The sequence below is a fragment of the Metabacillus litoralis genome, from assembly GCF_020524045.1.
Lineage (GTDB): Bacteria > Bacillota > Bacilli > Bacillales > Bacillaceae > Metabacillus > Metabacillus litoralis_C.
This window is the reverse complement of the sequence record NZ_JAIVKL010000001.1, coordinates 615,999-639,044: the sequence shown is the minus strand read 5'-3', so window position 1 is coordinate 639,044 and position 23,046 is coordinate 615,999. Positions and strand designations below refer to the sequence as shown.

Sequence of the window (23,046 nt, the reverse complement as noted above, 5' to 3'; positions counted from 1 at the left end):
ACAATGATATTCATTGCCTTTTTTGTGATTTATCTTATGGTAGTCTAGCCTTTGTTATCTATAGCTTTCACCTAACCTTTTAAATACCGGTTTTTCATATGTACGGGTTTGAGTTGAATGAATAGATTGAGGAGATTTTTTATCTTCATTTAGACCCACATAGTTTTGCAATAGATTTTTTGCTTTTGTTAAAGACATATTTGCTTTTGGGTTACGGTATGTTTGGTTTAATGTTCCTAAATGTGGAAGTTTATCGAAGTCATCTTTTGTAGGAGGCATATGAAAGTAATACTCTCCAGCAGACACTAGCACATCAGATTGCTGTTGGCTAAATTTTGGATTGTTAGAAAAATGTAGACCCTCTTTTTGCGCCTTACCTTCTTTTAGAAGTTTAATTAACGCATTCTTTTTAAGTAAATATAGGTATTTAGGGTTAGGTGCAGTTTTTGCATGACGGTTAACTACATAAATAGCACGAGCGAGGTTTTCTGTTGTTAATTGTTTGGTAGGATCGAGTCGCTTATGGTCGTCCATCGTTTCTCTCCTTTATTATACACTTTAAGTTTAAGTCATTCTTAATTAAATTATACTTTGTCAATAATAAAATGCAAGCTTTAAATGTTTTTTTATTTCGAAAATTCTTTTAAAGGAAAAGTGAATTAGCAATTACAATCTGAAATAGGAGGTTATATAACGACGGGCACATCCACTTTTTAGTTGTTGTAACTAAAATCTTATTTCTATTTAATTAGCTATAGTAGTGCTTTGTTGTTGAGTTCCGTTACAAGAAATTGTTTCCCTAGGGAAAACCAAGTTTTTTCCTAGGGAAGAATATTGATAAAGCCCTACTGCTAAAGTTTAAATTTGTAGTATTCTTCTTTACCTATATACTTTTCTTGTATTGATCAATATCTGTGTTTATATCATTTTGCTTGTTCATAAGATCAATAAAGAGCTGAGCGAAATATGGATCCCATTGTGTTCCTTTTCCATCTTCAATGATAGAAAGTGCTTTTTGGGTGGGCATTCCTTTACGATAGGGACGATCAGATGTCATAGCATCAAATGCATCTGCTACAGCCATAATTCTTCCGAATAACGGTATGCTCTCTCCTTTTAATCCCTCTGGATAACCTAGCCCGTCAACTCTTTCGTGATGATACTTTACGCCAGGAATTAATGATTCCATTTCTTCTTTCGGTTGAACTTGTGAAAGAATATTTGCTCCAATCACTGGATGAGCTTTGATTTCATTAAATTCCTCTTCTGTTAACCTTCCATCTTTCAGTAGGATACTATCTTTTATTCCTATTTTTCCGATATCATGTAATAGTGCGGATTTTCTCAACAAATCAAGAGTTTCGGCATCTAACTTAGCTTGTTTACCTATCATTACGGAGTATTTAGCAACTCTTACTGAGTGACCGGCTGTATATGCATCTCGAGCATCTAGGGCTAATGCTAAAGTAGTGAAAAGGCTATCTAACAGTTGTTTATTAACTGAATCTCTTCTTTGAAGTCCACTTACCATTTGGTTATACCCAGAAATAAGTTTTGAAAATTCATCAGAATAAATATCATTCTGAAAAACAAGCTTTCCTAATTGAATTTGTCGCATTCCATCTTCAAGAATTTGAATAGGTTCAGAGATATTATTGAATAACAAATAAGCTGCGTAAAAAGCAAAACAAATTGAAACAATGATAACAATGATTGCCCAACTCCAATATTCTGTTAAAAGAGGGACGGCAACTTCTGCTAATCTTGCATGAGTGGCTAAACTAAACAGTAATATCGGAAAAACACCGATGAAAATAGCACTATATAATACTTTGCTTTGAATAGAAATATATAAATGGGACTGATGTGAAAAATCAAAATGATAATTTGCTAATGTTTTTTCTCGAATTGTAATTAATATCGGCTTTAATGCTTTAGTTGCCAAGTAAAACTCGATAATACTATGCATACCAGCAACTAGTACAGAGGCACCAAAAGCGATACCTATATAATAAAGAGGTAAATGAATAAACTCCATTTTTATACATATATAACTAATAATCATGGCTGGTATGGCAAGACCAAATAAATGAGGACCAAAAATCCGATAAACTGTAAGTATTGGTAGTTTGTGTGTTTGACGATAAGCATACTTTAAATCAGCTAGTGAAGGATTTGGATCGAAAAAAACATTTTTAATTGGTTTAATATGTTTTGAGAATACAATACTTTCTACTGTTAACATCATAACGAGAGAGATCATTAGAATGATAAAAAGGATAATAGATTCTTTAAAATTAATGTTTAGCGTTGTAAACATAAACAAAGCACCAATTCCAAACACTGCTATTAAGGAACCGAATATATAATTTCTTAGGAGGACGATAATAAATTGTTTAAATATATGTTTGTCCATTTATTCACAACCTTAATAAAGGATATAAAAAACGTAACTCTATGTATATATCGGCTTTTAAAAAATTATCTTAATAAAAATTCTAATGAAAAAGTGTTAGGCTACCAAATAAATAAGGAAGCAACTAACACTTTTTTTCACTTAACTTATTTAAAATTTGATGACATACCAATTATACGTCGCTTTGTAAAGAGTTCATAAGTTTATACAGAATGGATAGTTGGCTTTGTATTTGAATTTTTATGTGTTCTTGTCAGTTTTCTTTCTTTTTCTTCAAGATCCCGACTAAGTTTGGGTAATGTAAAAGCGTAAAAAAGTGAAACGAAAAGGATAATAATTGCCATTCCGTAATACAAATAGTCGATAGTCACAATCACTTTTGGAAAAATCATAGCAATAATTCCTAAAGTTAACGACTGTGCTAGCATCATAAGTGGATCGATCCATCCGCTGACTCTTCCCATTAATTTTGGATGTACAATTTTTGGCATCCAGCCACCTATTGCTATATTTATAGGACCTAAACATGCACCAATAATAAAAACAATACCGAGGAATATTGATACCTTATCAGTAAAACCAAGAAAAAATATCAGTAAACTCGTTACAAATATTGGGAATATCATTAGCTGATGTGGTTTAAATCTTGAAGAAATTAGAGTACCGACTCCACTTCCTGTTAAGAGGCCAAGCCCAAGAGATATAGCAAACAAAGATGCATACCACTCATAGTTATCAGGTGACATTTCATACTTCATGGTAAACATAGGCAAAATTGCAAAGGCACCGTTGAATAATCCAAATATAAAAAAGCCAAAGATTAAAGAAGCCAATAATCGGTTTTTAATAATATAAGTAATTCCTTCTTTAAAATCTTTTGCAGAAGACTTAATGCTTATATCCTTCCATTCCACTTTGCCATTTGGAAGTCTTGCAGAAAGAGGAATTTGACAAGCTCTAATTAATAAAGCAGAAATAACGAAGCTAATAAAATCAACAATGACAGCACCATGTATTCCTACTGTTTTGTATATAGCTGCTCCTAAACCAACGCCAAAAACCATAAAAATACTAAAGAGCATTTGATTAAGTCCTGCAGCTTTGGCATATTGTTCTTTGTTTAAAATTCCTTGCACAAGGCTGTTTTCAGCTGGGAAAAAGAATTTAGTTACTGCACTACGTAAAAATAAAACTAAAAATATCAAAGGGATAGAGCCAGTAAATAATGTGACGAATAATAAAACTGTTAAAATAGCACGTATCCAATCACAGTTCTCTGCAACTTTTTTCCGATCGAAACGGTCTGCTACAACACCTACTATAAAAAACACAAGAATAGTGGGTAAAGAATACATTAATTCGGCTATCGTAGCATAAGAAGGTTGATGACTAAAGTGATCTAATAAATAAAAAGCAAACGCCATATTCCCTATAGTTGTTCCCATTTGGGAAAAAAGTGCGGCATAAAATAGCTTTACAAAGTTCGGATTATGGAAAATTTTCATAATTACGCTCCTTAAATTACTTTGTCCAATGCTTCAATTGTCATTATAAGGGAATATGTACTATTTGAATATGATATTAATGAAAACTTAATAAAATCTTAAGGTGAAATCCTTACTTTTGTTCCGTTTGGCACAATGGAAGCAAGCTCTAAAACATCTATATTATACATACGGATACACCCTAAGGATACAGCCTTTCCTATAGAAGATGGGTTGTTTGTACCATGTATTCCATAATGAATTTTAGATAAACTTAGCCACATTGCTCCAAAAACTCCTCCTGGATTAGGTTGACGATTTACAATGACGAATTCGCCAATTGGTGTAGAAGAAACCATCTTACCAACTGCAATCGGAAACACCTTTCTAATTTTTCCGTTCTCCAATAGAGTTAAGCGTCTACTCAAAATTGAAATAGAAATAGAATAAGGGATTGAGTTAGGATCAGGAATGTTAGGAATAATAATTTCTTGCCCTACATAAATAAGGTTTGGATTGCTGATATTGTTAACCGAGATAAGTTTACTTATCGTAATTCTGTAGTCCATGCTAATAGATGTTAACGTCTCATTAGATTTGACAATATGAATCATTGTTACCCTCCTAATATTAGGTCATACATATGTATAAAAATATTTCAATAAATACCGAATATACCTAATGTTTTAATATGTTATAATTTACTTAGGCTTTTTTCGTAAACTCTGTTGCTTTTGGTCATTTGAAAAGTTCGGCACTGTATAAAGTATAGTGGCATCTTTTCTTCATAGATTTGTACATTTTTTTGTTATCAAAACGATGTTTTTATGGATATATAGGTTATTTAGCAACAATCGATCAGAAAAGAGCCTTTACTTAAACTAAACGAATGAAGTTAATTGGTTTAGTTATACATATTTTGAAATAACAGCCTTAATAAAATATAGTTATTACATTAAACAGGTAAGGGTGTTGGATGTGGATCAAGAAAAGTATGCAATCATTGATATTGGCTCAAATACGATGAGATTAGTCATTTATTTACGTGAAAATAGTGGAAGATTAAAAGAAATAGAAAATGTAAAAGTGGTTGCGCGACTTCGTAATTACCTATCAGATGATGAAATACTTTCAGATAAAGGAATAGATATATTAATTGATACACTCCAAAGCTTTAGTGAAGTAACAAAGCATCATCAATTAGAAGATGTAAAATGTGTAGCAACTGCAACAGTCCGGCAAGCTAAAAATAATGAGGAGATCGTTAAAAAGGTTAGGAAAGAATCAGGACTAACTATAAGAATTTTAACAGAGTACGAGGAGGCCTATTATGGGTATCTAGCAGTTGTTAATACGACTCCATTTGATAGTGGTATTACCATTGATATAGGTGGGGGTAGTACAGAATTCACCTATTTCTCTAATCGTGAATTAGTTAATTTCCATAGTTTCCCTTTTGGTGCACTATCTTTGAAAAAACAGTTTATCAATGGTGATATACCTAACCAAGAAGAATTAGTTGCTTTAAAAACCTTTCTATTGGAACAGTTTCAAGCACTAGATTGGTTACAAAATAAAAAGTTACCTATCATTGCTATTGGAGGAAGTGCACGTAATCTTGTTCAAATTCATCAAGAATATGTAGGTTATCCGATTGCAGGTGCTCATCAATATGTGATGAGTGATCGAGATATATTTAGTGTTGATGAATATTTACATTCTTTATCATTTTCTGAGTTACAACGTGTAGAAGGACTGTCCAAAGACAGAGCAGATATCATTATACCTGCTATTGAGGTATTTAAGATAGTTATGGAAATTGTAAGTACGGAGTTATTTGCATTAAGTAGGAAGGGATTAAGAGATGGTGTATTCTTTGAAGAGTTAACAAAGGATATTGGAATTTCAGTCTTTCCAAATGTATTAGAAGAAAGCTTTTATGAATTAGCAACAGATTATTCAATCGATTTGAATCACGTTTTTTATGTGACAAATTGTGCAATGAATATATCACAACTATTAAATGTCACAGGACTTACTTCAATAAACAGAGAAGATTCGTTATTACTTAAACGAGCTGCCTTTGTTTATAATGTTGGTGCTTATATTGATACTGAATCAAGCAGCCAACATACATTCTATTTATTAGCAAACCGTACAATTGATGGTTTATTACATAGAGATCGCATAATCATCGCTCTCATTGCATCATATACTAGTAAAGCAAGCTTTAAAAGGTATGTAACACCATATATGCATTGGTTTTCTAAAGATGAGTTAACGAAAATTAGACTATTAGGAGCAATTATTAAATTAGCCTATAGTTTAAATGCAACAAGGAGAAATATTATTAAAAATATTGAAATAGTAAGTGACAAAAACGAACTTGAATTTGTTGTAACATGCTATAAAGATTGGAAACCAGAACAATATCAAGTTGAAAAGCAGAAAAAACATCTAGAAAAATTACTAAAAAAATCAATTCTTATACATTTTAAGGATGAATAAGAATTTTCGAGCTGGTGACGAAACTTGTGTTTGTTTAAACAAAAAGTATCGTCACCTTTTCTATACAGTCATTCATATGAATTTTTAGAATATCAAACTGAATAGTTTTGACAGCTCAGTCAAACTAGCAGATTTGATAAACTCTTACATAGTGATTTAACTAAAGGACTATGTTGAGAGGGATTTATAGGTTCTACCCTTTGTTGATTGAAGAGATATATGAGTCTCCTGAGGATACTGTAAATTCGAGTAATCTCTCTAAGATCACATGATTGAAAAAATGTAGCAATAGAATAATAAAAAAATTCACTATTTACGAAAAAAACATATAAATTTTACATATAATTTACAATTGTATTGTAATGTTAATGCTATCATGGACTTGTATATAAATGTCGAAAAGGGGTGGCGTAGAAATGAAAACAATAGATAAAAGCGCGATTAAACTTCAAAGTCCACTTTATTATAATAATAGAGAACTTAGCTGGCTTGCTTTTAATGAAAGAGTATTAGAAGAGTCACTTGATGAGAGGAATCCCTTATTAGAACGATTGAAATTTTTAGCAATATTCAGTTCTAACTTAGATGAATTTTTTATGGTTCGAGTAGCAGGATTAAAAGATCAAGTGAAAGCAGGATTTAATAAGCCTGAAAACAAAGCCGGAATGACTCCAAAGCAGCAGCTAAATCAAATTGCTAAAAAAACACATAATCTTGTTCAATTGCAGTATGAAGCTTATAACAAGGTTCTCTTAGAGAAGTTAAAAGAAGAAAATATCGAAATGATTAAGATGGAGGATATTCCTTCTGATCAATTAAACCAACTAGAGGAGTATTTTGATGAGCAAATTTTTCCAGTCCTTACTCCAATGGCAGTTGATGCATATCGTCCATTTCCAATGCTTCTCAATAAAAGCTTAAATCTAGCTATTGTCATCGAGGATAATGATGAATTCCTAGAAAATCGATTTAAAACAGCAATCGTTCAAGTGCCAGCTGTATTAGATCGTTACGTCTCACTACATACATCGAATGGAAAAATGCAATTCGTTTTATTAGAAGAAATTATTAGTCATTTCATATATAAATTATTCAAAGGATATAAAATTGTATCTGTATCCATATTCAGAATTACTAGAAATGCAGATATGACGATTCACGAAGAAGGTGCAAGAGATTTATTAAAGGAAATAGAAAAGGAATTAAAAAAACGTAAGTGGGGAGCTGCTGTTCGGCTTGAGATTCAGAAAGATTATTTTGATGAAAATATTCTTCGATACTTAACCGAAGAATTGGAAGTTCATGAAAAAGATGTTTATGAAATAGACGGACCAATTGATCTGACGATTTTATTTGGTTTTTATAAAGATATGGCAAAAACACGGGAAGATTTAATCTTCCAAACGTTAATTCCTCAGCCACCACGTGATATTGCGTCAGATGAAGATATTTTCGAGAAAATTTCAGAGCAAGACATATTTCTCCATCATCCTTATGAATCCTTCGAACCTGTAATTGAATTTGTTACAGAGGCTGCAGAAGATCCGGATGTTTTAGCGATTAAGCAGACTTTATATCGAGTTAGTGGTGATTCTCCTGTTATTGAAGCGTTAAAAAGGGCAGCGGAAAAAGGAAAGCAAGTGACGGTTTTAGTTGAATTGAAAGCAAGATTCGATGAAGAAAACAATGTGCAATGGGCAAAAGAATTAGAAAAATCAGGTTGTCATGTTATTTATGGTATGACTTATTTAAAAACCCACAGTAAAATTACTCTTGTTGTTAGAAGAAAAAATAATAAGATAGAGAGATTTGTACACTTAGGTACTGGTAATTATAACGACCAAACAGCAAAAATATATACAGATATGGGTCTTATAACATCCAAAAGGAAGTTTGGTATCGATGCTACAAACTTCTTTAATTACCTAAGTGGATATACTGAAAAACCTGATTTTCATCATTTATCTGTTGCACCATTTGATATACGAAAAGACTTTATTAAATTAATAGAAGAAGAGATAAATTTCCACAAAAGATTTGGAAACGGTAGAATAATTTCAAAAATGAATTCTTTAACAGATAAAGTAGTCATTACAAAATTATATGAGGCTTCCAATGCTGGTGTTAAAATCGATTTAATAGTTAGAGGTACTTGCTGTTTACGACCTGGTATAAAAGGGGTTAGCGAAAATATTAGGGTTCGAAGCATTGTGGGTAGATTTCTAGAACATAGTAGAATATATTTTTTTCATCATAATGGTGAAGGAAAAACATTCTTATCTTCAGCTGATTTGATGACAAGAAATATGGAAAAACGAGTAGAAATTTTGTTTCCAATTTATGATGGGAAAATCAAAATGCGTATTAACACCATTTTAGAAAGTGCTTTATCTGATAATGTTAAGGCAAGAGAACAGGATGAGTTTGGAATTTATCATTATGTCGAAAGAAAACAAGATGAACCAGTTGTTGATAGCCAACTATTATTGTTTAGTAAAGCTTACCAAGTAATGGAAGATGAAGAATAAATTCATAAAAAAATTCATGAAAAGAGTAGAGCTATTGAACGAATACGCTTCTACTCCTTTTTTGTTTAGGCTGTTTCGTAAACATTGTCTCATTTAAATACCCATAGCAATCAGCACTGTATTAAGTCTAGTGGCATCTTTTCTTCATAAAATAGTACCCTTATAGTGAAAAAACACTGTTTCCACTCCAATTTTTTAGTTATACAAAGCAAAAATCATTCAGAAAAGAGCCTTTGTTTTTTATAGCTATTTTTCCTTCTAATTGTGATCTCTAAAACGTGTTTTTTAACATCTCTTCCAACAGTTTTGTTGAATTCATTGGAGGCATATTTTTGATGCTGTTGTTGGAGTTACATAAAGTAATAGGACCACAAAGGCGTTAGTAAATGGATTTTTAAGTGTTGTCATACACATGATATATCTTAGAGGAAGTCATTGTGGTACTATTAAAATATACCTTGAATTTTAACTATTTTTAAAGCATTAGAATAGAAATGTACAGGATGATGATGAGTGGACAACTACTTTTTAAATTCAATTAAAAAAGATTTAGATAATGATAAAATTATTTCTGAAGTTGAGTCATTTATTTTTGATGTCATATTAAAGCATGTTCAAGATTTAATATTTATTATGAAAGTTGAAAATGATGAGAAATTTACATATTTGTTTGCTAATGAGATTGGGAAGTCTCACGCTAAACTAGGGAATAATTATGTGGGAAAAACCTTTTATGATTTTACGCGTAGCGAAATAGCAGATCATTTACATGAAAAGTATATAAAGGTGGTTGAAACTAAAAAAACATTTTCTTATCAAGATAAAGTGCAAATCGATGAGAATATATTTTCATACGGGGAAACGATTTTAACACCTATAAAGAATGAAAAAGATAATGTCATTTACATAATTGCTGTAACAAGGGATATAACTGAAAAAGTTATTGAACAAAGATTGTTGGTTGAAAGTCAGGAAATGTATAAATCTCTAGTAGATCATAATATGGATGCTGTTTTTTCTGTTAATTTGGATAGTAATATTTTAACTGTAAATCCATCTGTACTAAGATTATTAAATGAAGAGCAAGGTGATTTAGAAGGGTTAAGCATCTTTGATCTTTTTGAAACAAACTACATTGATTTATTAAAAGAAGCGTATAGTCAAACTATCGGTGGAAATGCTGTGGAAGGTGAAGCCTTACTTTTGTATAAGAGTAAGGAATTAAATGTGCATTATAAAACAATTCCTATTTTTATTAATGGGAAAGTACATGGAATTTTTATTATTCTTCGTGATATTACAGAAAAAACAAAGCAATCGGAAATAATTGAGCATATGGCGTATCATGATCCTTTAACAGGTCTTTTGAATAGAAGTGCTTTAAAGAAAGATTTGAATGCTATTTTAGACCATTCTAAAAAACAATGTAGTTCAGTAGCAGTTATGTATATTGATTTAGATCGATTTAAGATGTTAAATGATATTTTAGGTCATAATAGTGGTGATTTACTGTTAATAGAAGTAAGCAAAAGATTATCTCAAATTGTTGAGCCACAGTATTCCACATATCGCCATGGTGGGGATGAATTTATTATCGTTCTACCTTGTACAGAACGTAAAGAAGCTGAGGTTGTAGCAGAGAAACTTATTCAAAAATTTAAAGAACCTTTTTATTTAAAAGAAATCCTATATTTTATCTCCTTAAGTATTGGAATAAGTATGTTTCCAGAAGATTGTGAGGATGATGACTCACTTATTACAAATGCTGATAAGGCATTATATGTTGTTAAACAGAGAAATCGTGCTCAATACCTTTTCTATGAAAAAGAAATGGATAAAAATAAGAATGAATTACTTGCGATCGAAACGGCACTAAGAAGAGCAATTGAGAATGGAGAGCTAACATTATTTTATCAACCTCAAATTGATTTAACATCTGAAAAAGTTGTTAGCTTTGAAGCATTATTAAGGTGGAATCATTATAAACTCGGTAGTATTTCTCCAGCAACGTTTATCCCAATTGCAGAGGAATCTGGTTTAATTATACCTATTGGAGAATGGGTGATAGAGGAAGTATGCAAGCAAATCGTTTATTGGATAGAAAAAGGATATCCTGAAACAGTAATTGCTATAAATCTATCAGCGAAACAATTTCAACAACCACACCTTATTGATATGATTGAATCTTTATTTAATACATATAAAATTAGCCCAAAGCAAATAGAGTTTGAGATTACTGAAGGTTCCCTTCAAAATGCTGAAGAAGCTCTTCGTATGATAAAAAGGCTAAAAAGTTTAGGTGTAACAATCTCAGTAGATGATTTTGGTACGGGATTTTCATCGTTGAAGTACTTGAAAAAATTCCCTATTGATACACTGAAAATTGATCAATCTTTTATTAAAGACGTGTTATGTGATGAGAAAGATGAAGCGATTGTTACGACCATTTTACACCTTGCTGAACATCTAAAGCTCACGGTTGTAGCAGAAGGAATTGAAACAGAGGAACAGCTAGCTTTTTTGAAGAAACTAAAATGCCATAAAGGACAAGGATATTTAATTAGTAGGCCAATACCAGCAGAACAAATAACGAAATTTTTACTATAAAGGAAATGAATGATATAACAAATAGAAGCATTCTGCAATTAGCAGGTTGCTTCTATTTGTTATGTGGTTGGTATTAAATTATTTGGTTCTGTTAAACATTTTTGTTTTATTTTTTGGCTCTGTTAAACTTTGTGGTTGATTTCCGTTACAGGCATTCGCTTTCCGCGGGCGGTCCGGAAGCCTCCTCGGCGCAAGCGCCTGTGGGGTCTCCCTTCGACACGCTTCTCCCGCAGGAGTCTCATGCCTTTCACTCCAATCAACCAAGTACTAAAAATCAACCTTAAGCTTTAACATAGCCTATTTTTTTAAAATAATGGTGCGGTATACCTTTCACTTTTGTCGGTGAAAGGTATAGATCTCATAAGGCTCGACTTCAAAGCTTGAAAACCTTCGTCTGGAATGAAATATAATTCTACTTATAAATTATCGTCTTGCAAGAAAGTAGGCGAATAGAGCTGAAGTAACTATCTTTTTTAAAGTTAACTTAAGGTAAAAAGAGTTAATTCAGGAGTAGATAAAAATCTAAAAGGAAGTCTTGTAGTACCTAATCCACGATTAACGTACAATTTCATAGAATCCACTTCATACATACCTTCAAAGTAATGTGTTGCATAAGGAGGTGTAATAACAGGACCATAAAAAGGTAACTGAATTTGTCCACCATGACTATGACCAGATAATTGCAAATCAACATTATATTTCTTTGTTTCAAGTGCTGCATCTGGTTCATGTGCTAATAATATATTGAACATATCTGCATTCAATGCACCTAAAGTTCCTTCATAGCTCGGTTTTCCAAGCATTAAATCATCTATTCCAGAAATTGCTATTTTACTTCCATCGTTCATTGTTATATTTGTTACTTCATTAACTAAAAGAGTAAAACCTGACATTTCAATGACATTTTTATAGATATCTGTTCCATACCCTCCATGATCATGATTTCCGTAAACAGCATATTTACCAAAGGGTGCTTTAAGGTTAGTAAGTACAGGAACAATTTTATTAATTTGTGTGTAGTTATTAGGTTCATCCATTAAATCACCTGTGAATAAAATAAGATCTGGCTTAAGGTTATTTATTTTATTTACAATCGTCTCTAACTGTTTTAGAGTGAAAAACTTACTTAAATGAGTATCACTGAATTGAACAATTTTAAACCCTTTGAAGGCTTTGGGAATTTTAGGGTGAATTAATTCGATTTTTTTAACATCTAGCATAGTAGGCTCAAAATATCTTGCATATGTATAACCACTAGCAGCTAACAATAAGCTCCCAAATGAAAAGGAAAGAAGACCTTTAATAAAAGATCTTCTTGAATATTTATTTTTCATCATTCTACCAATCCCTAATTTATTAATTTTATATTTTTTTAATTGAACGGAAATGTTTATAAATATGTCTCTTCCTCTTTAAACCATTCTTAGATTTAAGTTTCCAAGTCATACAAGATAAAAAAGTGTAATTTCTTATGTATTATGTAAATGTCTAGCTCTTACATTCATATAAATCTAAAACAGTGAAAAGTAAAGAACACATTTATTCCTAATAGCTTTATGCTCTTTTTATAATATTTGTTTAGATTAAGTATATCATGGTTTAAATTAGAAGTTCTATTTCATTTATGAGTCTTAAAGAATAAGGTTTTATTTCATTTTATTTTTATTTATAGATTTCCTTGACAGGTATTCGCTTTACCTTAAAAAAGAGAACCTTTTTCATAGAAAAGAACTTTGAAAATACGTAAGAACATTTTTGGAAAGGCTCTATTCTGAACGATTGTTTGTTGCTAGATAAGCAAATTTGGATGAAAACAGTGCTTTTTACGGTACTATTTTATGAAGCAAAGATGTCACTAGACTTAATAAAGTGCTGAATGCTTCGGATAATTAAAAGGTAAAAGGTTTTGCAAAAACAGCCTTTTGAAAACAGGTTTATTATATTGTATGTGGAACCTCAAGGTATCCTTTACCAGTAGGGTTTTCACTAAATTCATCAATTCAATTAATAAAGTCCTAAAAAATCAACATTGAGCTCTAACATGGCAATATGGTAAAATAATAAATGAATGGTCATTCATTTTTTGAAGAGGGGATTGAAAAATATGAAGGATAAAGTAGTTATTGTCACTGGTGGCTCGAATGGGATGGGTAAAGCAATGGCACAACGATTTGCAAATGATGGTGCTAATGTAGTGATTATTGGAAGAACTCTAGAAAAACTTGAGGAAACTAAGAAGGAAATCGAAACATTTGAAAATCAGGTTTATCCAATCCAGTTAGATGTAAGAGATTCTGAAAAAGTTTTCGAGATGATTAAACAGGTAGATGAAAAATATGGGCGTATTGATGCTTTTGTCAATAATGCGGCAGGTAATTTCCTGTGTCCTGCGGAAAATCTATCGATTAATGGGTGGAAATCGGTGATTGATATCGTGTTAAATGGAACATTTTATTGCAGTTCTGCAGTCGGAAAATATTGGATAGAAAAACAATCAAATGGTGTTATTTTAAATATGGTAGCTACTTATGCATGGAATGCTGGTCCGGGAGTAATTCACTCTGCTGCAGCAAAGTCAGGTGTCCTATCAATGACAAGAACGTTAGCAGTTGAATGGGGTAGAAAGTATGGAATAAGGGTAAATGCAATTGCGCCAGGTCCAATAGAAAGAACAGGTGGAGCAGATAAGTTATGGGAATCAGAAAAAGCAGCAAAAAGAACGTTATCAAGTGTTCCATTAAATAGATTAGGAACACCTGAAGAAATAGCCGCTTTAGCAGCTTTCATATTATCTGATGATGCAACATATATGAATGGTGAATGTATAACATTAGATGGTGGTCAATGGTTAAACCAATATCCATTTTAAATTTTACTAAGCTTTCATTTCATTTATCATAATGGTCTAAATAATCCCTTAAAAATCTTAAGGTGCTGTTTCATCATATAAAGCTAATAATGAAGGAAATCTTGCTTTATGGTATAATTTGATTACTTTAGATAGATATAGGTGAGGGGATTGAATTGGATCCGTTAGATGTGTTAACAAATCTGGAAAAGGTTATTCCATACTATCAAGCAATTTTTAGCGCTGATGAACAACGAGTAATAGGCTATGAAGTTTTGGGGAGAATTCAGATTGAAAATGATGTTGAAAGTTTAGGATCTTTTTTTCATGATGAAAATATTCCTGATGAATACCGAATAGAAGTCGATGATTATATTTTACATAATGCCTTAAAAGAGTTTTTATCTCTTATGGATTCTGAAATCCTTCTATTTATTAACAGGGATGCTAATCTACTTATGCTAGATCATGGTGAAAGTTTTTTGCAAGCTTTATTAGATCAGCAAATTAACGGTTTAAAACTAACTCAAATAGTTCTAGAAATTACAGAACATAATTTTCAAGGTGATACTGAACAACTTTACCATCTTTTAACTTATTACAGAACTTACGGTATAAAAATTGCTATAGACAATATTGGGAAAGCAAGCAGTAATTTGGATAGGATAGGTTTGTTATCCCCTGATATACTTAAAATTGATTTACAACCTCTAAGATTAACATCTCCACTACAATCTTATTATGATGTTTTGTATTCAATTTCACTTCTTGCAAGGAAGATTGGAGCGACTCTGTTATATGAAGATGTAGAAGTGAATTTCCAACTTCAATATGCATGGAAAAATGGAGGTCGTTATTATCAAGGATATTTTCTTGATAAACCTAAAAGAGAATTTTTACAAAGAGACGACTCAAAAGAAAGATTAAAGCGTGAGTTCCAGACGTTTATTTCTACTGAGAAGAAAAAGCTTGAAACAATATATAAATTTACAGAACAATTTCATAAGAGAATTCAACAATTTCTTATGAAATATGATAAACAAGATGAACAGTATGAATTATTGCTCAACCAATTATCAAATGAATTAGATGATTGCTGCTTCCGAATTTACATTTGTGATGAAGATGGATTTCAACAATCAGTTAATATTTTCAAAAAAGATACATGGATTGTTCAACCCCAATATTATATGAAAAATTGGAGTTGGCGTCCATATTTCTTAGCAAATATAATAAAAATGAGATTTGAAAAAAAAGGTTTTTTAAGTGATGTTTATAGCGATATCGAAACAGGAGAACTTATACGAACCTTCTCATATCCTTTAAATAACATCCACTATTTATTTGTAGATTTATCATACGAATATTTATTTGAAGAAGAAGGACTGTTATAGAGGAAAAGAGCATATTTCCTTATCTTTTGAGTTATCCTATTTTTAAAAGGAGTGACTCAAAAGATGACTTATTTGACGATGGTACTCGGTGTTTTAGCGTTAATTATCTTAGCTGCTAGCTTAATTTATACATTTAAAGTTGGAAAGCTAGTAAGTGAGAGAAAATCAACATATGACACTCAAATAAATGAAAAAGTTCAAGATCATCCTTATATGAGAAACCCGATATTTTTAACCTATATTATTGCAGGAGTACTTGCATTGGCGTATATTTTTTATTTGGCTTTTACAATATCTGGGTAAAAAAGTGGACATTAATTGTCCATTTTTTTTTTTATGTTTAAAATTCATAACAGGTTTTTCTAGCGAGAAGAAAATTAGGTTAGTTTCCATTGTATATGGGTAAATAATAAGAAATATTGTCGTTTTTTACATTTATTTTACGAATGGTTGATAAGCAAACAAGCTATAAAAGTTGGTAGAATATAATAAGAACTCTTATTTTTTCTGAGAATATCTGGAAAGGGATGAAAAGCTTGGGACAAGTTCGAGTAGGATTATTACTGTTTTTTATTTTGTTTTTTTCACTTTCTCAACAAGTACATGCAAAAGAAGTAGATAAAGGTTTCAGAGAAGAAATATTAACACTAGTTCAAGAAGCATTTCAATCTCAAATTTCCCTAACAGAAGAACCTAGAACGAAAGAAAATATAAAAAAAATCTTAGAACAATCCTTTGAGGAACCCTTTATAAGCAAATATTTTAATGAGAATGTTCAACGCTTAGATGATACCCAATATATCGTATACGGTACAGACTTCCCTATAAATACAATTCCTTTTTTTCAATATAATCAAGATACAATTGTAAAACAGGAAGCTAACAAAGCGGTTGTGTATGAATATTTTGAAGCAAATAATGAAGGCCCTGTTAGTTTTGATGCATATTACGGTGTGGTTTATTTACAGAGTAATGATAAAGGATGGAAGATAAATGAAATTGTAAGTGAGAAAAGGAAACCTGTCATAAAAACAAAATCAACAGAATTTGACCAGGTTAAAGAAAAGCTAGATGGTACTGACCATAACAAAGTAAATATTTTCTCGACCAGTGAACCCATTTTATTTAACCAAAATCAGTCAGTTAATGTTATTGAACATGGGTTTCTACTGTCAATCTATACGGTTACTAAGAGTATTTTAAATGAATTTTAATATTATGCTAATTTAACCATTCTGTGAGGTTGAGCTTGATTATTGACTATTTAAGCAAATAATAAAGTTAAATTCACTTCAACCCATAAGTGTGATAAAACAATATTGAGCTATAACTAAGACATTTTCAAAAAATATGTTGACAACGACAATGATAATCATTATCATTGTAACTAAGAAAGATATTCAACTATGATTTACATAAGCTTATCAATCTAAGGAGGTGGACTTCGCAATAATTAACGAAGATGAACTGGTCATTCATCTAAGTAGTTATTTGATTAGTCATTAAACTCTCGATTTTCCCCAAACCCCTTTTAATAAATAGAACGGATAAAAGCTTGGCTGGTCACCAAGCTTTTTTATTTGTTTTAATGAGCAAATCCAATAGTTGTGTGTTGAATCAGAAAACCTTACAAAAAAATTAAAGGCTAGTCCAGACATAGGCCCTATTTAGCTTTCTATTCCTAAAAGCTCCTCTAATCTTTTTAAATTAAACCCAGTAACAACTTCATTATCAATAGTAACTGTAGGAGTTGAAGTTGAGTGAAGTTTATTTACTAGTGTTTCTCTTGCATCAAAATCTTCGCTTACATCCTTTTCATCGAAGTCTACGTTATGATGATTTAAAAATTGCTTTACAATTTGACAAGGGGGACAATTGGGCTGTGTGTAGATGACGACATTTTTCATATATCTATTCTCCAATCTTATTTTGTTTACATTTCAAAATGAATCTTCAAGTCAAAACCAACCTCCAGAAGGGATAGGTATAATATTGATATTAATTTCCACGCTTCCTTCTGAAATAATCTTTAATTTTTTAACAAAGATTAAAGTTCTACTTAACTTCAATCTCTTATCATAAAAGAGAAATTAGTTCCTTAAAAATTTAGCACATTTTTAAAAAAATTAATATGTATAAGCTTATTATAAATCTTCACAATACAATTTTTTAAAACTAGAATGAATGAAGAAAAAATGTGTTACAATAACAAAGGCTATTTGATTAAGGCTGTTTCAAATGTTTTTCTGTTATAATTTTTGAAATAGTCTTATTACAAGCCATACATTGTCCTACCAACATAATAAAAGGCGGCTATAGAAAAAGATGCCACTGGAATTTATACAGGGCCTTTTCCATGAGGATTTAAAAACAACAAAGTTTACGAGAGCAGCCTTTATAATGAAAAGAATGAAAAATGATTTCTTTGGTAATCCTTTCATACATAGTGTAAAATTGATTTGGCACAAAGTAAAGATGCTGTTTATCGAATCGTTGTTTTGTGGATATAATGTATGGTAGAGTAAAACAATAAAATGAGGAATTAGTTATACGTTAACTCTTCCGGAAGGGGGATAAGAAATGTCACAATTATTAGGCATTATTACAAGACTGCAAAACTTACAAGAGAATTCAGGTTCAGGAGAACCTCTACAACGTTATTTTGAAGTTGAAGGTGAGAAACGTTGTAGTGTAAAGTATTTTGATAAGAACAGTACATTTGAATTAGAGGTTTACCAAAAAAGTGACAAACCTCAATCTTATCAGTTTGATAATATTGATATGATTGCCATGGAAATTTTTGATCTCCTCCAGTAAAAATGGAAGTGAAGGAGTTAAAATGAGAAAAGAACCTATTGTTATTTGTCCGTTTTGTCGTGAACAAGACATGCTTTCAAACTCATTAACTGCTCAGTCGAATCAAAATGTCATTTTCACTTGTACTCATTGCCAAGAATCAATAAAAAATATCGAGACAAGTAAGGGAAAATAGTCAGACCCAATTGGGTCTGACTATTTTTTATGTACGCTAAGAAAAGCTTTTCAAAATTTATTTTAGCGTTCTTTTAATGTAATGCAATGTTAAAGGGGAAGGCTAAATTTTAGCACCTTTTTTAATTGGAGGTAAATAATTGAGCTTTCTGCTTATAGAAACGTGTCTAGAGTAGATCAAACTGTACTCACCTCTAGAGGTTCACTAGGAAATAAGGAAAATCCTGAAAGAATTAGGGAATCTGATTATTTTAAAAACAAATTCGTATACATAAACCAGTTTGTTTCATACATATATATGATTAGGGGAATGACACTTTTTATATAGTGAGACTAGATTTAAAAGGAGTTGTGATATGAGCGAAACTTTTACCTTTTATAATGTTTCCGAAAAATCAATGACATTTCAAGCTGTTATTGATCGCTTAAAGAGTTTTATATTGAAAGACCCAAGATCATGTTATGTGTTATCAATAGGATCTGATTCACAAGTACACCAAAATGAAACTAAATTCATAACGGCTATTCATATCCACCGTGTTGGTAAAGGGGCTTGGGGATGTTTGAAAAACGTTCATGTTTTAAGACCTATAAAAAGTGTTCGTGAAAAAATATCGTTGGAAACTGCACTTAGTATAGAAATAGCTTCTTACTTTACATCTCGGTATTTAAATGAACTTTCAGATATACTCATTCCATTTGCAGATGATGGGGGAGATTTACTATTTGAAATTCATTTAGATATAGGCGGAAAGGGTATGACAAAAGAATTGATACAAGAAATGACTGGTAGAATTGAATCGATGGGAATAGAGGCGAAAATTAAGCCATATTCATACGCAGCTTTTAGTTATGCTAATAGATATACAAAATAATAGTCTACCATTAAAACTGTAATAGACAAACTACACGTTATATAATAGATGGATAGTTTGTTTAATAATACATTTAACTACACATCCTATCACCCTCAAGATGTAAGTTTATTCATTATCTTCGCTTTTTAAAATCCCATTTAAAATAGATCAGTTTTTTAGTGACCTTGCCATTACTCCATTTAAATTATTTATGATATGATAGAAAAGGGAATGAAAGACCTCTATATAATCTTAATTGAACTGGACAAAGTTATCTAGAGAGGAAGAACACAACAATGTTTAGTAATGATGCAGATACGTTAATTAATATTACGATAAAAGACCTTATGATACCGGCTGACAAAGTGGCACATGTGCAGATAGGAAATAATTTAGAGCATGCCTTATTAGTGTTAACTAAAACTGGATATACAGCACTACCTGTCTTAGATCCAACTTTTAAGTTACATGGATTAATAGGAATGAATCTGATTATGGATAATATATTCGGCCTAGAACGTATTGAGTTTGAAAAATTAGAAGAGATGAAAGTTGAAGAAGTGATGAACACATCTATTCCAAGATTATTCTTGAATGATACACTTGATAAAGGATTAGATCTTGTTGTCAATCATCCATTTATTTGCGTGCAAAACAATGATTTTGTATTTGAGGGAATATTCACTAGAAGGGCAATTCTGAAGCAGTTAAAGAAACAACTAGATTTGTTAAATCAAAAATAGGTTGTTAAACGAAAACGATGTAAATGATTTTTCATTACATCGTTTTCATTTATTTAGGGAGATTTTTAGGGTATTTTAAATTTGTTGTTAACTTCACGACAGGGTACCCTTTTTCAAGTGAGAAGCAGAGTGCTTATCAGAAGGTAAGCTTCTGTGTGGGCTTTCTCAGATATCTTCTCTAATCAGGAGAGTCATGACGTCGCTTCAATTAACAAAGTAATTAATTTAGTCCTTTTTAAGAGCTTTATAAGGAAAGCTTTTTTATCTTTATGATCTTCTTTACATAGATGCTTGGGTTTTTTAAAATTTATTTTTTAGCTGCATTTTAAAAACAGATGTTCTTAAAACCCCTTGCTTATTCATTTTCATGTATCAAGGTAACAACAAAGAGGTAAATTCAAAAATGTTTTTACATTTCTACATAATTTTTTTGTTAAAGGCGGTACTTTTTGTGGAGAAAATAAATTTAATGTTAAAAAAATCTACCAAAACACACAGACCATATGTGTTAGCAACTGTAATGCTTGCCATGTTTATGGCAGCAATTGAGGCAACAATTGTTGCAACTGCAATGCCAGCAATCGTTGCAGAGTTAGGGGATTTTTCATTATATAGTTGGGTATTTTCATCATATTTATTAATGAATGCAGTGACTGTTTTAATTTATGGGAAACTTTCTGATTTATATGGCAGAAAACCTGTGCTAACTTTTGGGATTATCATTTTTCTGATAGGCTCCATTTTATGTGGACTTGCAACGACAATGGGGTGGCTTATTTTCTTTCGTTTTATACAAGGCTTTGGTGCTGGTGCGGTCATGCCTATTGCTTCAACAATCGTTGGAGATATATATACAAAAGAAGAACGTGCAAAAATACAAGGTTACTTATCAAGTGTTTGGGGAATTTCTGCGATAATGGGACCAGCTATTGGTGGACTTCTTGTAGAGTTTGTAAGTTGGAGGTTTGTATTTTGGTTAAACGTTCCACTTGGAATTTTAGCTATTATAGGACTATATTTATTTCTTCATGAAAAAATTGCAAAAAAGAAACCTTCAATTGATTATGGAGGAGCTGTATTACTCACGCTTTCGGTCACTTCCTTCATGTTTGTCCTTGTTGAAGGAGGTGTAAGGTGGGAATGGATCTCACTTCCTATAGTATCATTAGTTAGTTTATCTATATTATCTTTGATTGTATTTATTCTATTTGAACGTAAAGTAGAAGACCCGATGATGCCATTTGAACTTTGGAAACAACGTTCAATCTTGATAGCCAATGTTACATCTTTAACTACGGGAGTGATATTAATTGGATTATCTTCCTTTTTGCCAACATTTGTACAAGGAGTGATGGAAGAGAAACCAATTGTAGCTGGTTTAACATTAACAACTATGTCAATAGGTTGGCCAATTGCTGCAACGATTGCTGGAAGAGCGATTTTAAAGATTGGATTTCGTACAACTTCGATTCTAGGTGGGATTTCTCTTATCTTAGGAAGCGTCATTTTCACTATGCTAAATAGTAGTGACAGTCCTATTTTTGCTGCTTCTGGTTCATTTTTAATAGGTGTTGGTATGGGGTTAACAACAACAGCATTTATTGTGTCTATTCAGAGTAATGTAGAATGGAATAAACGTGGTGTTGCAACAGCAACAAATATGTTTATGAGAAATGTTGGAAGTACAATTGGAGCAGCTTTATTGGGTGGGGTTTTAAATAGCCAACTTATTTCCTTTTTATCACGACGCGGTATAGAGGATGAATTGAATTTAGATTCAACTACCATTTTATTAGATCCAAATCAACAACAACAATTATCTGAAGAAAAACGAAACCTCCTACAAGAGGGGTTAAGTTATGCCTTAAATAGTGTGTATTGGGTTGTATTTTTATTTGCCGTACTAAGTTTCATATTAATCTTTTTATTGCCTAAAAAAGATAAAGGCTGACTGTGTGTGTTAATAATTCCGTCAGCCTTTTTTATTTTGGGTCTTTTCTAAAGGCTCTTTTTTCTGAACGATTGTTGCTATGTAAATAAAATTTGAAGTGAAAATAGTATTTCTCTACTATAAGGGTACTATCTATTTATTTGAAGAAAAGATGCCACTAAACTTATTTAAGCGCTGATTGTTCAGGTATTTAAAAACAACAAAGTTTTCGAAAACAGCCTATATTTTTTAGGAAACAAGAAATGAAAAATTGTACTAAGTCTTTAGTTGCTTGCTCTAGGTGACTGAGATTTTCTAAGTATCTTGTTTTTGTGACGATTTAAATTTTTTCTAAAAATTCTATTCTGTTGTGAAAAGGATCAAAGCAAGAAAACCGTTCAATTCCAGGGATTGATGTTTCTTCTTGAATCAATACTCCTTTGCTCTTTAATATCCCTCTTACCTCCTCAAGATTGGAGATAATAAATGCTGGATGACGCTTGCTTATTGTTTCTCTCATTTCTTCTACACCGATATGTAAAGTAATTTCGCCTGATGTACACCAAAAACCACCATTTTTCTTTAAAACGTCTGGTTTCTCTATTTCAATGAAATTTAAAACATCAAGATAGAATTGACGAGCTAACGTTTCTTTTCCGATAGGAACACAAATTTGTATGTGATCTAGACCTAAGATCTTTATACTCATAAAATCCTCTCCTCACAAATTAATATGATTT

General features: G+C 31.5%; 19 protein-coding genes. 12 read left to right on the top strand and 7 right to left on the bottom strand.

Annotated features, from left to right (window positions below):
• Positions 1 to 54 precede the first annotated feature (54 nt).
• The 4 genes from LC076_RS03010 to LC076_RS02995 all read right to left on the bottom strand — a co-directional run bounded on the left by LC076_RS03010 (position 55) and on the right by LC076_RS02995 (position 4,514).
• On the bottom strand, positions 55 to 534 hold the full coding sequence (locus LC076_RS03010) for a YkyB family protein (protein WP_226666051.1): 480 nt from the start codon (positions 532 to 534) through the stop codon (positions 55 to 57).
• A 349-nt stretch (positions 535 to 883) separates the two neighbouring features.
• Complete coding sequence (locus LC076_RS03005; protein ID WP_226666050.1) at positions 884 to 2,416, bottom strand: HD-GYP domain-containing protein; 1,533 nt, start codon at positions 2,414 to 2,416, stop codon at positions 884 to 886.
• Between the two features lie 203 nt (positions 2,417 to 2,619).
• The gene (locus LC076_RS03000; RefSeq protein ID WP_226666049.1) at positions 2,620 to 3,921 is read right to left on the bottom strand and encodes an MFS transporter; all 1,302 of its coding nucleotides are present in this window, start codon (positions 3,919 to 3,921) and stop codon (positions 2,620 to 2,622) included.
• A 98-nt stretch (positions 3,922 to 4,019) separates the two neighbouring features.
• Complete coding sequence (locus tag LC076_RS02995) at positions 4,020 to 4,514, bottom strand: L,D-transpeptidase family protein (RefSeq protein ID WP_226666046.1); 495 nt, start codon at positions 4,512 to 4,514, stop codon at positions 4,020 to 4,022.
• A 364-nt stretch (positions 4,515 to 4,878) separates the two neighbouring features.
• Here LC076_RS02995 and LC076_RS02990 point away from each other — a divergent pair, with 364 nt between their 5' ends.
• From LC076_RS02990 to LC076_RS02980, 3 genes are all read left to right on the top strand, one after another.
• Complete coding sequence (locus LC076_RS02990; protein WP_226666044.1) at positions 4,879 to 6,408, top strand: Ppx/GppA family phosphatase; 1,530 nt, start codon at positions 4,879 to 4,881, stop codon at positions 6,406 to 6,408.
• 416 nt (positions 6,409 to 6,824) lie between these two features.
• Positions 6,825 to 8,936 (top strand): RNA degradosome polyphosphate kinase, encoded by a 2,112-nt coding sequence (locus LC076_RS02985; RefSeq protein ID WP_226666043.1) that lies wholly within the window; start codon positions 6,825 to 6,827, stop codon positions 8,934 to 8,936.
• A 513-nt stretch (positions 8,937 to 9,449) separates the two neighbouring features.
• The gene (locus LC076_RS02980) at positions 9,450 to 11,543 is read left to right on the top strand and encodes an EAL domain-containing protein (protein WP_226666041.1); all 2,094 of its coding nucleotides are present in this window, start codon (positions 9,450 to 9,452) and stop codon (positions 11,541 to 11,543) included.
• 479 nt (positions 11,544 to 12,022) lie between these two features.
• Here LC076_RS02980 and LC076_RS02975 read toward each other — a convergent pair whose 3' ends face one another.
• Positions 12,023 to 12,877: a metallophosphoesterase gene (locus LC076_RS02975; RefSeq protein WP_226666174.1), complete on the bottom strand. Its 855-nt coding sequence runs from the start codon at positions 12,875 to 12,877 to the stop codon at positions 12,023 to 12,025.
• Positions 12,878 to 13,647: 770 nt separating this feature from the next.
• Here LC076_RS02975 and fadH point away from each other — a divergent pair.
• The 4 genes from fadH to LC076_RS02955 all read left to right on the top strand — a co-directional run bounded on the left by fadH (position 13,648) and on the right by LC076_RS02955 (position 16,999).
• Positions 13,648 to 14,412, top strand: a complete 765-nt coding sequence (gene fadH, locus LC076_RS02970) for a 2,4-dienoyl-CoA reductase (RefSeq protein ID WP_226666040.1) — start codon at positions 13,648 to 13,650, stop codon at positions 14,410 to 14,412.
• A 155-nt stretch (positions 14,413 to 14,567) separates the two neighbouring features.
• Entirely contained in the window at positions 14,568 to 15,785 is a 1,218-nt protein-coding gene (locus tag LC076_RS02965; protein ID WP_226666038.1) for an EAL-associated domain-containing protein, read from the top strand.
• A gap of 63 nt (positions 15,786 to 15,848) precedes the next feature.
• Positions 15,849 to 16,088 carry a hypothetical protein gene (locus LC076_RS02960; RefSeq protein ID WP_226666036.1) on the top strand — a complete coding sequence of 80 codons (240 nt, stop codon included), beginning with the start codon at positions 15,849 to 15,851 and terminating at the stop codon, positions 16,086 to 16,088.
• A 233-nt stretch (positions 16,089 to 16,321) separates the two neighbouring features.
• Positions 16,322 to 16,999: a DUF3993 domain-containing protein gene (locus LC076_RS02955; RefSeq protein ID WP_226666035.1), complete on the top strand. Its 678-nt coding sequence runs from the start codon at positions 16,322 to 16,324 to the stop codon at positions 16,997 to 16,999.
• 453 nt (positions 17,000 to 17,452) lie between these two features.
• Here the strand turns inward: LC076_RS02955 and LC076_RS02950 are convergent, their stop codons facing one another.
• Entirely contained in the window at positions 17,453 to 17,692 is a 240-nt protein-coding gene (locus LC076_RS02950; protein ID WP_226666033.1) for a glutaredoxin family protein, read from the bottom strand.
• Between the two features lie 673 nt (positions 17,693 to 18,365).
• Between LC076_RS02950 and LC076_RS02945 the strand changes: the two genes are divergently transcribed.
• The 5 genes from LC076_RS02945 (at position 18,366) to LC076_RS02925 (ending at position 22,327) form a co-directional block, all read left to right on the top strand.
• Positions 18,366 to 18,602, top strand: a complete 237-nt coding sequence (locus LC076_RS02945) for a YkuJ family protein (RefSeq protein WP_226666031.1) — start codon at positions 18,366 to 18,368, stop codon at positions 18,600 to 18,602.
• A 22-nt stretch (positions 18,603 to 18,624) separates the two neighbouring features.
• Positions 18,625 to 18,777 (top strand): hypothetical protein, encoded by a 153-nt coding sequence (locus LC076_RS02940; RefSeq protein ID WP_226666029.1) that lies wholly within the window; start codon positions 18,625 to 18,627, stop codon positions 18,775 to 18,777.
• Positions 18,778 to 19,132: 355 nt separating this feature from the next.
• Positions 19,133 to 19,651: a ribonuclease H-like YkuK family protein gene (locus LC076_RS02935; RefSeq protein WP_226666028.1), complete on the top strand. Its 519-nt coding sequence runs from the start codon at positions 19,133 to 19,135 to the stop codon at positions 19,649 to 19,651.
• Positions 19,652 to 19,929: 278 nt separating this feature from the next.
• The gene (cbpB, locus tag LC076_RS02930; RefSeq protein WP_226666026.1) at positions 19,930 to 20,376 is read left to right on the top strand and encodes a cyclic-di-AMP-binding protein CbpB; all 447 of its coding nucleotides are present in this window, start codon (positions 19,930 to 19,932) and stop codon (positions 20,374 to 20,376) included.
• A 469-nt stretch (positions 20,377 to 20,845) separates the two neighbouring features.
• Positions 20,846 to 22,327: an MDR family MFS transporter gene (locus LC076_RS02925; protein WP_226666173.1), complete on the top strand. Its 1,482-nt coding sequence runs from the start codon at positions 20,846 to 20,848 to the stop codon at positions 22,325 to 22,327.
• A 319-nt stretch (positions 22,328 to 22,646) separates the two neighbouring features.
• On the opposite strand, the gene LC076_RS02920 is transcribed toward LC076_RS02925, so the two are convergent.
• On the bottom strand, positions 22,647 to 23,015 hold the full coding sequence (locus LC076_RS02920; RefSeq protein WP_226666025.1) for a VOC family protein: 369 nt from the start codon (positions 23,013 to 23,015) through the stop codon (positions 22,647 to 22,649).
• Between the last annotated feature and the right edge of the window lie 31 nt (positions 23,016 to 23,046).